The organism is Micromonospora pisi, from assembly GCF_003633685.1.
GTDB lineage: Bacteria > Actinomycetota > Actinomycetes > Mycobacteriales > Micromonosporaceae > Micromonospora_G > Micromonospora_G pisi.
Genome location: NZ_RBKT01000001.1, coordinates 4,945,813 through 4,958,805 on the forward strand (window position 1 = coordinate 4,945,813; position 12,993 = coordinate 4,958,805).

The window sequence follows — 12,993 nt, forward strand, 5'->3', positions numbered from 1 at the left end:
GCACGTTCCTCCCGTCGGCCGCCGACCGGGTTAGCTGACGGGTTCGGGACGGAACTACCCCTACCGCGAGTGCGGATTCACCCCACCTACCTGGTTCCCCGGCTCGCACGATGGCGATTGGGCGGCGGTCGTCGCCGACAGCTCGAGGGGGTAACCACCGGGTCGGAACCGAGGGAGACATTACCGGATCAGTCGGACTTATCGTGGCTGAATCTACGTCGCCACCGGGGATTTTTCCTGCTAGTGGCGGTGTGCCACTTCCTGGCGGGCACCTCCCCAGTCGTGACGAGGTCGGCGCACCCGTTCTCGCCCATTTCCATCAATCGGCCGGTCGCTGCTTGACCACGGGGTTGTCGTAGGCGATTGCGGGCACCACTGTGTCCGGTTGACGGTGGAGGTGGTGCGGATACCGAGACGTAACGGGTAGAACTTCATCATCCAGTCTGGAACAACCCGAAGAACCTTCGATTAATATCGAGACGGTCTCGCCCGTCCCACCGATTGATACCTCGCCGGGCTCTTGGCGGATGGTACTGGCGGATGCGAGGGCGGTTTGTGACCACGTGGTGCACCGAACGCTACGAATCGATCTCCGAGCGACTCGGGTGTTCGCTCGCGAGGACCATTCGCGTAGCATGATCCCGCTCGCCGGCGCGGAGGCCGGCAAATTAGTCGGGATGGGATCAATGCCGGACGCGGCACACAGCAATCCGGAGCCTGCGGCGAACGTGCTGATCCTCGGCACCGCCGAGTGGGATTCGGCGATCGCCACCAACCAGCACTACGTCACCCGCGAGCTCGCTGTGACGGCGGCGGTGACGTTCGTGGAATCCCTCGGCCTGCGGCGGCCGACCCTGCGGCGAGCCGATGTAGCCCGGATGGCGGCGCGAGCGCGCCGCGCGTTTGCGACTCCCGCGGACGGACCGAAAACACCCGGACGGCCCAGACCGGACCGCACCAACGTCGTCTCCCCGCTCGTCGTGCCCCTGCACCGTGCACCCACCCGCCCGCTGAACCGCGCGTTGCTCCGCCGCTCCGCCGCTCCGTGGCTGCAATCTAGCCGCCCGCGCGTCCTGTGGACCTTCACGCCGGTGACCTACGGTCTGGAAACCGCTGCTGACGTCGTGGTCTACCACTGCGTCGACCTGCTCGCGAAGTTCCCGGGCATCGACGGCGTGGCCGTTGGCAAGGGCGAGCGGAGCCTCGCGGCCCGCCCCGGACTTGTCGCCATCGCTACCAGCCAGGCGGTGCACGAGCACCTCGTCAGCACCGGCTTCCCCCGCGTCGAGCTGCTGCAGAACGTCGCGGACGTCTCCGTGTTCGTCGAGGGCAGTCGTCCGGCCGCGGAACGTAGGCCCGCCGTGATCTTCTCCGGCAACCTCACCACCGCGAAGCTGGACATGCCGCTGCTCGAGTCCGTCGCCACGGCGCTGCGGGGACGCGGCGAACTGCTGCTGGCCGGTCCGTTGGCCGCAGGTGGCGGAAGCTTCACCGCCGAACTGCAGCGGCTGGAGGCACTGGGCGCCCGCTACCTGGGCCTACTCACCCCCGAGGAGCTCGCCGCGGCGGCTGGCACCTGCGCGGTCGGGCTCATCCCGTACGCAATCAACGACTACACGACTGGCGTCAGCCCGCTCAAGTGCTTCGAGTACCTGTCGTCCGGCCTGTCGGTGCTGAGCACACCGCTGCCCTCGGTCCAGACGCTCGCACGGAACAACCCGCACGTTGTCGCGGCCGGCGCCGCCGACATCGTCGGTCACCTGGACCGGATGCTGGCGCCCGTCGCGGACGACGTGATCGCCGATCGGATGGACAGTGCCGGTCGGCACGGCTGGGCGGAGCGGGGACAGGTGCTTCGCGACCTGCTGGCCGCCGAGCTCGCACGGCCCCCGATCCGATGACGACCGTCGGGGCACGACTACTCGAGCGTGGGGGACGTACGGCATGAAGCGTGTCTTGTCCATCGTCGGCGGGGTTCCCCTGCGGGTCGGTGTCCTGGTGCTCTTCGCCCTCGCGGTGCCACAGTTCTATTTTCTGCCCCAAGGCACGATGGACATCGCGCTGTCGTCGATCGTCGCCATCCTCCTGGTGCCCACCGCGGTGGTCTGGGCCTGGCGCAACCTGGGCGTTCAGCGGTTGCTGCGCACCTGGCTGATGTACGGTCTGCTCGGACTCCTGGCAGCCCGGATCCTCGCGCTGCTCTGGTCGCCCGATGCCGGCTACGGCCGACTGCCGATGGTTCTGCTCGCGCAGTTCATCATGACGCTGGTGCTGATGTACGGCGCCGCGAGCGAGAAGCCGGATTTCCTGCGCCAGATCCAGTTCTTCTACTGGCCCTTGGTCATGCTGCAGACATTTCTGGTGGCACTGTTTCGTGTCTTCCCGGGAGTAGAGGACGCGTACCTGCGTTCGATCGCCGGACTTTTCGCGGGCCAGAACACCGTCAGTGGGCTCTTCGACGTCAATCGAAACAACGTGCTGGACCCTACTAAGTCGGGTGGGGTGTTCATCAACGCCAACGTCGCGGGCCTGTTCCTCGGCGTCAGTGCGATGGCAGCCTTCGCCGTGTGGTCACGGACACGGCAGCGGCTGGTGCTGGTGGCGGGCGTCGTCGCACTGACCGGCGTCTGGTTCACCGGCTCCAAGTCCGGGCGGATGTTCGCGGTAGTGCTGCCGCTCGCCGCGTTGGCCGCGTACTTCTGGCGGAGGCTGAAGCCGGCCCTGCGCCGGTATCTGCTGATCGGCGCTGGCGTGGCGACGGTCGGGGCCATCGTACTGCTCAGCACCGGTGGCGGGTTCGCCACCGCTGTCCGGGGTGCCTTCGGGCAGCGGACCGACATCTGGGGTTACGGCGCCGAGGCGTTCGTCGAGAGTCCTCTGCTCGGTCTCGGCTGGGGTGGCTGGCAAGAGGGGTTCGCCGTGTACGCCGCCGCGCACGGCATCTACAGCCCCAACTTTCCGCCGCACAACATCCTGCTCGCCGCGTGGGCCTCGACCGGCCTGGTCGGACTCGTGCTGACGATTCTGGTCTTCGGGGCGATGCTGGGGCTGGTCGTCAAGGCGTTCAAGCGGTCCTCGGACCACAACTCGCTCTTTGTGGCTTGGACGGGGGCGGCGTTCGTCTGGGTGATCGTCCAGGCAATGGGCGAGAACACCGACGTATTCGGGGAGATCCACCTCATCCCCGTGCTTGCGTTGCTCCTCTGCTACTTGATCGATGTTCCGCGACAGGAGACGACAGATCGTGTCACAGATGCCGATTTCTGGAATCGTGAGACATCAATTATTCCAGCCATCCGAGACGTTTATCCCGAGCCAGGCCACGGCAATGCGTACCTTCCGCCCCCTGTATATCGCGCGGGACCCGGTGACCAGGGCCCCAGTTGGCACCAACGCCCTTAGCATCTCCGAGTTCGGCAGGGCGGCTGCCACCTCGTACCTGTTGACCCGTCGATCGAGCCGGCTGGTGAAGGTTCTCGCCGAGCGTGGTGTGTCAGTCCTGCACGCCCACTTCGGTGTCGAGGGCGTGCACATCGCCCCGACCGCGAAGGCGCTCGGCGTGCCGCTGGTGACGACGCTGCACGGCTTCGACGTGACCATCGCCAAGAAGGAACTGCTCGCGTCGAAGAAAGCATCCTGGGTCAACTACGTCACGTGGCGGACATCGCTCTTCGAGACCGGTGCGGTCTTCGTGTGCGTCTCCGAGTACATCCGGCGCCGTGCGATCGAATGGGGTTATCCGGCTGAACGCTGCGTGGTGCTGCCGATCGGGGTGGACACCGACGTCATCAAACCGGCGCCGATCGTCGAAACGCCCCGGATCGTGCACGTCGCCCGCTTGGTGGAGGTGAAGGGCACAACGGATCTGCTGCGGGCGTTCGCCACCGTACGCCGGGCACTGCCGGCGGCCGAGCTGGTCATCGTTGGCGACGGTCCACTGCGGGAACAGCTTGGCGCGCTCGCGACACAGCTGGGAGTCGCCGAGGCGGTGCGGTTCCTCGGCGCGCAGCCCCACGCTGAGGTGCTGGCGCAGGTCCGCGCCGCGCGGGTGCTGTGCCTGCCGAGCGCGACGGCGTCCAACGGCGCTCAGGAGGGCCTGGGCATGGTGCTGCTGGAGGCGGCGGCATCGGGGAGGCCGGTGGTCGGAACCGATCACGGTGGCATCCCCGAGGCGGTCGTCGACGGTGTCAACGGATACCTCGTGCCGGAGCGGGATCCGGCGGCGCTCGCCGAGCGGCTGCTCGCGTTGCTCGTCGACCCGGAGCTGAGTGAGCGACTCGGCGCGGCGGGACGAACGATGGTGGAGCGCCGATACGACCTGCGTACGCAGACCGGAAAACTCGAGTCGCTGTACCAGGACATGTCATGACGCAATTGATCAGAGAGCCGTAGCGCCGTGGCCAGCACGTTCTTCCGGCTCCTTCTCGGTGGTATCGCCGGGAAGGTGCTCGGCGTCGTCCGTGAGGTCCTGCTCGCCGCGTTGTTCGGCGTCGGGCGGGCGGTGGGCGCCAACCGGGTGGCCCTGACCGCCACAATGGTCCCGATCAACTTCTTCACAGCCGATGCGCTGACGGCCGGTTTCCTGCCGCTCTACGTGCGGTATCGGCAGGACGACCCGCCGATGGCGCTGGCGCTCTACCGTGCGGTCTGGACGCTGCTCACCGTGCTGTCGCTGGGACTGGTGATCGCCCTGCAGCTGGCCCGAGGCTTCTGGACCGACCTGCTCGGCCCAGGCCTCGACGACTCCACCGCCTCGCTGGCCGCGTCGATGCTGTCCGTTGCCGCGCTCGGCGTGCCGTTCTACGTCCTCTACAGCCTTTACACGCTGGTCGCACTGGCGCAGGACGACGTGCGCCTGATCAACCTTCGGGCGTCGGTGCAGAGCATCGGGCTCATCTCGGCGACGGTGGCGGCCTACTTCACCGGCGACCTGGTAATGCTCGCCTGGGGCTTCACGGCGCCGTACGCCGCGTTGTGGTGCTGGGGCGCGTACTGGATCCGGCGGAAGCAGTATCTCAACGACATGGGTGGCGAACGGCGGCGCCGGACGTCTGACCGGGCCCACCAGAAGATCGCGCTTTCGATGTTCTGGCGCCGGCTGCGCCCACTGCTGCTTATCCCGGTGCTGCTGCAGGGCTCCATCAGCGTCGAGCGGGCCGTCGGCTCGCTGCTCGGTATCGAGGTTGTCGCCGCGACCGAGTATTCGCGATTCGTCGTCGACTCATTGATGGCGCTGATCGCCGCGCCGCTCGGCCTCGCCGGGCTCGCCGCGTTCTCCCGGATGCGGTCGGACGAGATCTACGACGGTCTCAAGCGCATGATCGCGCCGATTCTGCTGGTCACCGTGCCGCTGTCGATCGCGCTCTGTGTCAACAGCCGGGGCATTATCACGGTGTTGTACGCCCGAGGCGAGTTCGATGAGCACGCCGTCGACGTGTCGTCGATCATGCTGCTTGGCTTCTCGCTGGGCATCTGGGCGCACGTGCTCGGTCACACGTTGGTCAAGGTTCTCAATGCGCGCGGAGACAACAAGCGGGCGGCAATCGCCAACGGTTTGTCGTTCGGCATCGCCGCGACGGTGAACCTCGTTATGTGGCGATACTGGGGACCGTTCACGCTCGGCCTCGCTTCAGCCATCGGCGGCGTGGTGATGTTCGTGGGCGCGGCGCTGTCGCTGCGGATCATGCGGCACTGCCTGGGCCTGATGGCGGTAGCCGCGCCCGGGGCCCTCGGCGCGGCCGCCGCCGGATGGCTGTTGGCCGACGACGGGCTGCTACGACTCGCCGCGTCGTGCTCGGTCATCGGCCTGGTGTGGTTGGCGTACGTGATGCTTGTGCCAAACCTCCGTAGTGCCTTCATATCCGGCGTTTGGTCCAAGGTCGCCTCGCGTGGCCGTAAACCGCCGCCGGTCGTGGACGCGCCGGTCGTGGACGCGCCGCTGGTCCGGTCCGAGGTCGCCCGGCACCGCGGGACGTGGCGTAGCTAGACAGAAGGCGCCTGCGGGCACTCCCTCTCAAGAGGGAGTGCCCGCAGGCGTCCTGGAGCCCCTTCCGCAGAGTGTCCGGCCCGGCGCCGGCCCCGGCGGGGCTCCGTCGGCTAGTACCGGTCCCCGGTCGAGGGGACGCCGCTCTGGTCGTGCGGAGCTACCCGGCGCGGGTCGTCCGAGGCCCGTGCCTGGGCGGCGTCGTCCGCCCAGTCCCGCCCCGCGTTACGTTTGTCGCGCTTGTCCTGCGGCGGGCGGGCGCTGGTCGGGGTGGACTCGGACTTGGCGGATTTCTGGCGGGTCATGGCATCCTCGCGATCACTCGACGCGGGCCGCTGCCGCGGCCACCGTGGTCTCCTGCCGCACTCGGTGCCTTCCCGAGCGGGCCGCACCTGTCGCCTTCCCGAGCGGGAAGACGGCAAACGGCCCCGCCACCTCACCCGCTGTCCCGTATCCGCAGCCCGGCGCTGGGTTGTTCGTCGAGAACCCGGGTACCGGACAGCGGGTGGAGACAGAGAACCGGGGCACCGGAGAGCGGCCAGGGACAAGCGAGACCCAACGGGTCGGGACGACCGGGACAGGACGGGTCGACACGACCGTGACCGAGACCGCGATCCCGGCCGGGGGTGTGGAACTCACCGCCGATTTGGTGATGCCCACCGACGGAGCGGTCGGCGTGGTGCTGTTCGCGCACGGCAGCGGCAGTTCGCGGCGCAGCCCACGCAACACCGCGGTCGCCCGGGTGCTCCACCAGCACGCGCTGGCGACCGTACTGGTGGATCTGCTCACCCCGGAGGAGGAACGGGTCGACGAACAGACCGCCGAACTCCGGTTCGACATCGGACTGCTCGCCGGCCGGCTGGTCGGCGGGATCGACTGGTTACGGAGGGACCCGGACACCGCCGCCCTGCCGGTCGGGCTCTTCGGCGCGAGTACGGGTGCGGCGGCCGCACTGGTGGCCGCGGCGGAACGGCCGGAACACGTACCGGCCGTGGTCTCCCGTGGTGGTCGCGCCGACCTCGCCGGTCCGGCCCTTTCCCGTGTACGGGCGGCGACGTTGCTGCTGGTCGGCGGTCAGGACGAGGAGGTGATCCAGCTCAATCAGCAGGCCCGCGACGCGCTCGGCGGGCCGGTGGAACTACGGATCATCCCGGACGCGACCCATCTCTTCCCCGAGCCCGGTGCACTGGAGCAGGTTGCCGACCAGGCGGCCACGTGGTTCGCCGAGCGGCTACCGAGCTTCGGCGCGGCGCCGTAGCCCGGCCCGTCGCCCTGTGCCGGCGATGGCCCTCGGCTTGATGGATCTTGATAGTGCTTGTTCGGCTCCGCACTCGGCGGGTAACCACTGGCATGCACATCGGGATCATTGGCGCGGGAAATGTCGGAGGAACGCTCGCCAAGCGACTGGCGGAGTCGGGCCACGAGATCGCGATCGCGAACTCCAGGGGACCGCAGACACTCCAGGACCTGGTGGGCGAACTGGGACACCGGTCGCATGCCGTCAGCGCGTCGGAGGCAGCCCGCTTCGGCGACCTGGTGATCGTTTCGGTGCCGTTCGGACGGTACGACGAACTCCCCACCAAGGAGCTGAAGGGCAAGCCGGTCATGGACACCGGAAACTACTACCCGGAGCGGGATGGTCACTATCCCGAACTGGACGAGGACAAGACCACCTCCAGTGAGATGGTGCAGCAGCACCTCAAGGGCGCGCACGTGGTCAAGGCGTTCAACACGCTCCACGCCGAAAACATGCGCGACCACGCCCGCCAGTCCTCCGCCCAGGAGCGGTACGGCATCCCCATGTCAGGGGACGATCCGCAGGCCAAGCGGGCGATCGCCGACCTGGTCGAGGAACTCGGCTTCCAGCCGGTGGATGCCGGTGACCTGGCGACCGGTGGGCGCAAGCAGCAGCCGGGCAGCATCACGTACGAGGCGGACTTCACCGCCGACGAACTGGTCGAGGCGCTGCGGCAAGGCTCCTGACGTCAGCTCGGCGCGTCGCGGCCCTGCCGGAGCGTGGAGACGGTGTCGACGACCCGGTAGACCACGGCGGTCACCGGCACCGCCACGAAGGCGCCGGGGATCCCGCCGAAAAGGGTGCCCGCGGTGACCGCCACCAGGATGACCACCGGATGCAGCCGTACCTGCCGTTTCATGATCAATGGCTCGAGCAGGTTGCCTTCCAGTTGCTGCACCGCGATCACCACGAGCAGGGTGAACAGGGCGGTGGCTGGGCCCTTGGCGGCGAGGGCGACCAGCACGGCGACGCTGCCGGCGACGGTGGCGCCGATGATCGGAATGAAGCCACCGAGAAAGGTGATCACGGCGAGCGGCAGGGCCAGCGGCACCCCGAGCAGGACCAGCCCGAGCCCGATACCGATGGCGTCGATCGCCGCGATCGCCACCGTGCCCCGGGTGTACGCGCTCAGCGTGTGCCAGCCGTTCCGGCCAGCCTGCACGAATGCCGGCCGGGACCGGTCGGAGACCCGCCCGAGCACCCAGCCCCACATCGGGCGACCATCCTTGAGCAGGAAGAACAACAGTACGAAAATCAGCAGTACGCCACCGGCGACCTCGGCCGCCGTACGCGCCCCGGCCACCGGATCGGGGGTTGACCTGCGTAGCCCGTCGGTGGCCTGCTTGGTCCACTTGTCCAACTGTTCCGGAGTGACCGGCAGTGAACCGGTGATGAAGTCCCGGGTCCGGTCGAGTCCCTCGTCCAGTTGCTTGCTGAGACTGGAGAACTGGTCCGCGGTCAGGGTCCAGACCAGGTACGCGGCGCCGCCGATGACCGCCAGCAACAGGAAGAGACTCAGCAGCGCGGCCAGCGCCGGGGGCAGCCGGAGCCGGCGCAGCCGTACGGCCAGCGGGTCGAGCATGGCGGCGAGGAAAAGGGTGGCGGCGAGCGCGATGGTCAACGGCGCGAGCCGGGCGGCGACGGTGGCGAGCAGGTAGATCCCGGCGGCGACCACCAGCAGGCAGGCGCTCCACACCACCGCCCAGCGAAGGAACCAGGGCAGGCTCTCCCAGGTGCTGTGGATCCGCTCCTGACCGTCGTGCATCCGGTTCCGGGCGCTCGTACGCGGCTCCTGCCGTTCCCCGTCCGGAACGATCGAAGGCTGGGGGTCGGGTGCCGCCGTGCCGTCAGACATGGTCGGCCTCCCGCTCGCTCGCCATGGTCACGGTGACCCCTCTCGATGTCGGCGGAGAGGCAGTACCCGGTCGGGGCGGTGTCGACACGTCTGGGCAGGGCGTCCAAAATCCTACGGTATGGGGCCTAGGTCGGGTTCTCTTCGCCGAGATATCGCCTGTGACCCGCGAAGATCGTCCCTGGCCCGCGGATATCGTCCGTGCCATGAGTGCCGATCCGAGCAGCGGGAACGCCGCCCGCACCAACACCGTGCCCGAGCTGACCGAGCGCCTGCGGGTGTTCGTGGCCGAGCGGGACTGGGAGCAGTTCCACACCGCGAAGAACCTCGCCATGGCCCTCGCCGGGGAGGTGGGCGAACTGCTCGCCGAGTTGCAGTGGCTCACCCCGGAACAGGCCGCCCGGGTAATGGCGGACCCGGCCGCCGGAGCCCGGGTACGGGCCGAGATCGGCGACGTGATGACGTACCTGACCCGGCTGGCCGACGTACTCGACATCGACCTGGTCGAGGCGGCGCACGACAAGCTCGACGACTCGGCCCGCCGGTACACGGTCGAACGGTCCCGAGGCTCGGTCGCGAAGGTCCCGCCCCATCAACCGTCCGGGTTGTAGCCCTCGGTTGATCTTCTGGTCAGTGCTTCTTGAAAATCGTATCGAGATGCCACTCAAGGAAATCTCGATTTGGTCGGTCGTTGGGTCGTTCCGGGACGTGCACGCGTTGCCCCGCGCGAGCGTAGTACTCTTCGCCGTTGCCGAATTCGCGGCGAAGCTCAGGGCTGACAAGGAGGCGGTGATCGGGGTCCAGCCCCAGATACCCTCGATCGAACAGGGTGTGAACGTCGGATCGGAGGAGAAGGCCGTTGTCGATTCGATGTTCTCCTCCGGCTGGCAATGGCCGAATATGCGCGGCTTGCAGAACGGGCAGGATCTTCTCGCCGCTGATCGCGCAGCGTCTACCGTAGGCTCCGAGTACGACCGCTTTGAATGACTGCTGGCCGAGCCGACGAGGGGTCAGACGGGGATCCCCGTAGACGGGGCCCGGTCGGTGCCAGGGGGAGCTGGTGTCGACCTCGACCGTCGCGCCAAGCAAACGCCCAATGAGCACGTCGAAGTACTTTGCCGTGGAGCTGTCGCCAATGTCGTAGCTCTTGCCTTGAACAATGTTGGGCTTGAAGTCGGCTGGCGGGTCCACGAACGTACCCGTGGGAAAGAACGCCGTGTCCCTCACGAACACACACCCGATCACTGGATCCTCGTCCACGCCGATTGGCTCTCGACGGTACCGGCTGACTATGCGTCGCATCTGCTCCAGGCTTGCGACACCGTTCCCTTCCTCGAACAGGTCCCACGCCTCTGAGATCCGCAACTTGGCGAATCCACTGTAGAAACCCCCGCCTACTATTTGATTCTGCGGGTGATGCGTCTTGAAGAAGAAGGGCTCACCTGGTGTGAGGACCCGGAACTCCCGCTCCCCGGCCGGGCGCCAGAAGTTGACTTCGTTGAGCACCTGACGGGCAGCGAGAAAGCGGTGCCAGTCGCCATCGGTCACTCCCACGTATGCCTTCACGGGGAGATTATGGATCATGTCGAGGTTGAATCTCCATGGCTGTCACTGGCCGTGATCGCTGGGTCGGGCCTCGACCTTGACGACCACGACGATGTCGGCCAGGTTGCCGGCGTCCTCAACACAGTCGCCGCCGTTGCTGCCGCTGTGGGTGTTCCTGTGCCATTGAGTGCCGCTCAGGGAGGCATGTTGAACCTCCCAGATGACCGCGCGGATGGGTTACTGGTCCCCCATACGTGCTTTACCCAGGTTTGCCTAATCGTGCGGCTATTCGCGTGGGCACTTTCTGCCACTTACCCGAACCGTCCCCCAAAAGTTCGACGGCGGATCAGACTGGACGAGTCGGAGGCGGCGCGAATCGCACCGCCATGGAGCGCCGGAAGGGGTACGCCATGACGACGGTTGCCCAGCGCATCAAGGGATTTCTGAGCGGCCCGCAGGGACGCAAGCTGATGGAGCGTGGACGTCGGCAGGCGAAGAAGCCGAGCACCCAGCAGAAGCTTCGGCAGTTCGCGGATCGGGTCCGTGGTCGTTCGGGTCGCCGCTGAGAGCACCTCAGCCGCGAGAATCCGGCGGTGGCGGACAACGCTCCCAGCCGGATGACGGGTGAACCGGGGACGGGCGGATGAGGGTCACGAGGTTAGGGGGACGGGGATGTCTGCTTCCAATCCGGCGATGGCTGGTCGCGGTGACTACGCGCAAAGCCGTGGTGAACGCGGTTCGGCGAAGACGAGCGCGGCCGCAACCTTTGCGCTCGTGTTCGGTGTGGCTGCCCTGATCAGTTCGTTGACAGTGATTCTGTCGGTCGTCGGACTGATCCTCGGCATCATCGGCGTGATCGTCGGCATAGCCGGGATGAAGATGGCTCGCCGGCCGGGCGTAACCGGTCGAAGCATTTCCATTGCCGGTTTGGTGCTGAGTGCGCTGGCAGTCCTGGTCGCGATCGCCTTCGCCGCCGGGGTCACCACGTTCTTGAACGACAGAGCTGCGGTGGATCGCCTCCAGCAGGAGGTTGAGGATCTGCGCAACGAACTGCCCACCTAAGCCCCGTACACGGCGGGTCTCCTGCTGTGGCGGTGGGAGGTCGCGTCCGGCAGCGCGTCTAGTGCTTTGACCACCAACGTTCGCGGGGTTGGTTAGGCGGCTTTCGTGGTCGGGTGGCCCCAGCGGTGTTGGCGTTCGCTGCGGACGCGTGCGCGTTCGCGGCGTTGGGCGGCGAGGACGTCGGGGTGGCGGGCGTTGGCGTTGCGCCAGCTCAGGTATTGGTGCAGGTGGTGGCGCAGCGCGATGTGGTTTTGGTGGTCGGATCCGGCGATCACGAACGTTCGTAGCGGCCCGAAGTGGGCTTCGATCGGGTTGGCCCAGGATGCGTAGGTCGGGGTGAAGCACAACTCGACCTTGTTGCGGGTGGCCCAGGCTCGGATCTTGTGGCCTTTGTGCGCGGACAGGTTGTCGAGGATGACGTAGATCGGTGCGCCATCCGGTCTGGCGGCGCGGATCGACCTGAGCGCGGACAGGGTGTTGGCCGCGGACTTCCGTTCGCGCACGGCGCCCCACATGGTGTCGTCACCGATGGAGTAGCAGCCGTGGAACTGCCGGACGCCGTGCAGCTTGTGATAGTTCGCCGGTAGCCGGTGAGGGTGGTTCTTGGGATGCCAGTCGGAGCCTGCCTGCGGGCGGATCGTCAACGGCCCGAACTCGTCGAATGCGAAGCAGCGCTGCGGGAAGTTTTCCATGATGTGTTCGATGCGGGCGAGTTTCGCCTCTCGGTGCGGGTCGTTCGACTCTTTCCAGGTCTTCGTCCGTTGGAAGGTGATCTCGTGTTTGCGTAGGAGCTGCCGCAGCCGCTCACGGCCGATCTGCACCCTCCGCTCGGGGTTGTCGGCGAGGTAGTCGGCGAGTTTCCGGATGCTCCAGCGGGTGAACGGTTGCCGCAGCGCGGTCGGGCGGGTGTTGGCCGTCGCGACGATGAACTGCTCGTCGGTCTCATTGATCCGGCGGGGACGGCCACCCGCCCACTGAGGGTCCAGGCTGGGCATGCCCATCTGGTTGAACCGGTGGATGACCTGCCGGACGGAGTCCTCGTCGGCCTGGACCAGGCGGGCGATCACCGGCACGCTGTTGCCGCCGGCCGAGGCCAGTACGACCAGCGCCCTGCGTAGCCGGACCGTTGACCCGGTCCCGCGACGGACCAGGCGTTGCAGCTTCTGGCCTTCTTGATCACTTAATCGGCGTACTCGAACAGGTTCTGCCACCCCGACAGCCTTGACCCACACCGGGTCCGCGCCACGGACCCGC

The 12,993-nt window shown here is 67.3% G+C and carries 13 protein-coding genes and 1 riboswitch; of the genes, 9 read left to right on the forward strand and 4 right to left on the reverse strand.

The genetic code is table 11. The annotated features are described in order from the left end of the window. Positions 1 to 3: 3 nt before the first annotated feature. A riboswitch (cyclic di-AMP (ydaO/yuaA leader) is annotated at positions 4 to 134 on the reverse strand. Between the two features lie 501 nt (positions 135 to 635). The 4 genes from BDK92_RS21050 to BDK92_RS21070 all read left to right on the forward strand — a co-directional run bounded on the left by BDK92_RS21050 (position 636) and on the right by BDK92_RS21070 (position 5,986). Next, positions 636 to 1,901: a glycosyltransferase family protein gene (locus BDK92_RS21050; RefSeq protein ID WP_246017160.1), complete on the forward strand. Its 1,266-nt coding sequence runs from the start codon at positions 636 to 638 to the stop codon at positions 1,899 to 1,901. 97 nt (positions 1,902 to 1,998) lie between these two features. Further along, entirely contained in the window at positions 1,999 to 3,402 is a 1,404-nt protein-coding gene (locus BDK92_RS21055) for an O-antigen ligase family protein (protein ID WP_170208637.1), read from the forward strand. Continuing rightward, on the forward strand, positions 3,329 to 4,369 hold the full coding sequence (locus tag BDK92_RS38485; RefSeq protein ID WP_246017161.1) for a glycosyltransferase: 1,041 nt from the start codon (positions 3,329 to 3,331) through the stop codon (positions 4,367 to 4,369). The genes BDK92_RS21055 and BDK92_RS38485 overlap by 74 nt, the downstream gene beginning before the upstream one ends. A gap of 111 nt (positions 4,370 to 4,480) precedes the next feature. After that, positions 4,481 to 5,986 (forward strand): lipid II flippase MurJ, encoded by a 1,506-nt coding sequence (locus BDK92_RS21070; RefSeq protein ID WP_170208639.1) that lies wholly within the window; start codon positions 4,481 to 4,483, stop codon positions 5,984 to 5,986. 110 nt (positions 5,987 to 6,096) lie between these two features. Here BDK92_RS21070 and BDK92_RS21075 read toward each other — a convergent pair whose 3' ends face one another. Further along, a complete protein-coding gene (locus BDK92_RS21075; RefSeq protein WP_121158271.1) occupies positions 6,097 to 6,288 on the reverse strand; it encodes a hypothetical protein in 192 nt (63 codons plus the stop codon). Between the two features lie 347 nt (positions 6,289 to 6,635). On the opposite strand from BDK92_RS21075, the gene BDK92_RS21080 reads away from it, so the two are divergent. Both BDK92_RS21080 and BDK92_RS21085 read left to right on the forward strand, forming a co-directional pair. After that, entirely contained in the window at positions 6,636 to 7,241 is a 606-nt protein-coding gene (locus BDK92_RS21080; RefSeq protein ID WP_246017553.1) for a dienelactone hydrolase family protein, read from the forward strand. A gap of 92 nt (positions 7,242 to 7,333) precedes the next feature. Continuing rightward, positions 7,334 to 7,966 (forward strand): NADPH-dependent F420 reductase, encoded by a 633-nt coding sequence (locus tag BDK92_RS21085; RefSeq protein ID WP_121158272.1) that lies wholly within the window; start codon positions 7,334 to 7,336, stop codon positions 7,964 to 7,966. A gap of 2 nt (positions 7,967 to 7,968) precedes the next feature. On the opposite strand, the gene BDK92_RS21090 is transcribed toward BDK92_RS21085, so the two are convergent. Beyond that, on the reverse strand, positions 7,969 to 9,135 hold the full coding sequence (locus BDK92_RS21090; protein WP_246017162.1) for an AI-2E family transporter: 1,167 nt from the start codon (positions 9,133 to 9,135) through the stop codon (positions 7,969 to 7,971). A gap of 203 nt (positions 9,136 to 9,338) precedes the next feature. Between BDK92_RS21090 and BDK92_RS21095 the strand changes: the two genes are divergently transcribed. Beyond that, positions 9,339 to 9,743 (forward strand): nucleotide pyrophosphohydrolase, encoded by a 405-nt coding sequence (locus BDK92_RS21095; RefSeq protein WP_121158273.1) that lies wholly within the window; start codon positions 9,339 to 9,341, stop codon positions 9,741 to 9,743. A gap of 19 nt (positions 9,744 to 9,762) precedes the next feature. On the opposite strand, the gene BDK92_RS21100 is transcribed toward BDK92_RS21095, so the two are convergent. Then, positions 9,763 to 10,698: an HNH endonuclease gene (locus BDK92_RS21100; RefSeq protein WP_246017163.1), complete on the reverse strand. Its 936-nt coding sequence runs from the start codon at positions 10,696 to 10,698 to the stop codon at positions 9,763 to 9,765. A 389-nt stretch (positions 10,699 to 11,087) separates the two neighbouring features. On the opposite strand from BDK92_RS21100, the gene BDK92_RS39095 reads away from it, so the two are divergent. Further along, positions 11,088 to 11,243: a hypothetical protein gene (locus BDK92_RS39095; protein WP_170208640.1), complete on the forward strand. Its 156-nt coding sequence runs from the start codon at positions 11,088 to 11,090 to the stop codon at positions 11,241 to 11,243. Positions 11,244 to 11,349: 106 nt separating this feature from the next. Further along, positions 11,350 to 11,739, forward strand: a complete 390-nt coding sequence (locus BDK92_RS21110; RefSeq protein ID WP_121158275.1) for a DUF4190 domain-containing protein — start codon at positions 11,350 to 11,352, stop codon at positions 11,737 to 11,739. Between the two features lie 92 nt (positions 11,740 to 11,831). Here BDK92_RS21110 and BDK92_RS21115 read toward each other — a convergent pair whose 3' ends face one another. Next, positions 11,832 to 12,950, reverse strand: a complete 1,119-nt coding sequence (locus BDK92_RS21115; RefSeq protein ID WP_246017164.1) for an IS630 family transposase — start codon at positions 12,948 to 12,950, stop codon at positions 11,832 to 11,834. Positions 12,951 to 12,993: the final 43 nt, after the last annotated feature.

Excerpts from the sequence above, each read along its gene's own strand:
- BDK92_RS21050 (WP_246017160.1), top strand. The coding sequence starts at position 636 with ATGATCCCGCTCGCCGGCGCGGAGGCCGGCAAATTAGTCGGGATGGGA.
- BDK92_RS38485 (WP_246017161.1), top strand. The coding sequence starts at position 3,329 with ATGCGTACCTTCCGCCCCCTGTATATCGCGCGGGACCCGGTGACCAGG.
- BDK92_RS21075 (WP_121158271.1), bottom strand. The coding sequence starts at position 6,288 with ATGACCCGCCAGAAATCCGCCAAGTCCGAGTCCACCCCGACCAGCGCC.
- BDK92_RS21080 (WP_246017553.1), top strand. The coding sequence starts at position 6,636 with ATGCCCACCGACGGAGCGGTCGGCGTGGTGCTGTTCGCGCACGGCAGC.
- BDK92_RS21085 (WP_121158272.1), top strand. The coding sequence starts at position 7,334 with ATGCACATCGGGATCATTGGCGCGGGAAATGTCGGAGGAACGCTCGCC.
- BDK92_RS21090 (WP_246017162.1), bottom strand. The coding sequence starts at position 9,135 with ATGTCTGACGGCACGGCGGCACCCGACCCCCAGCCTTCGATCGTTCCG.
- BDK92_RS21095 (WP_121158273.1), top strand. The coding sequence starts at position 9,339 with ATGAGTGCCGATCCGAGCAGCGGGAACGCCGCCCGCACCAACACCGTG.
- BDK92_RS39095 (WP_170208640.1), top strand. The coding sequence starts at position 11,088 with ATGACGACGGTTGCCCAGCGCATCAAGGGATTTCTGAGCGGCCCGCAG.
- BDK92_RS21110 (WP_121158275.1), top strand. The coding sequence starts at position 11,350 with ATGTCTGCTTCCAATCCGGCGATGGCTGGTCGCGGTGACTACGCGCAA.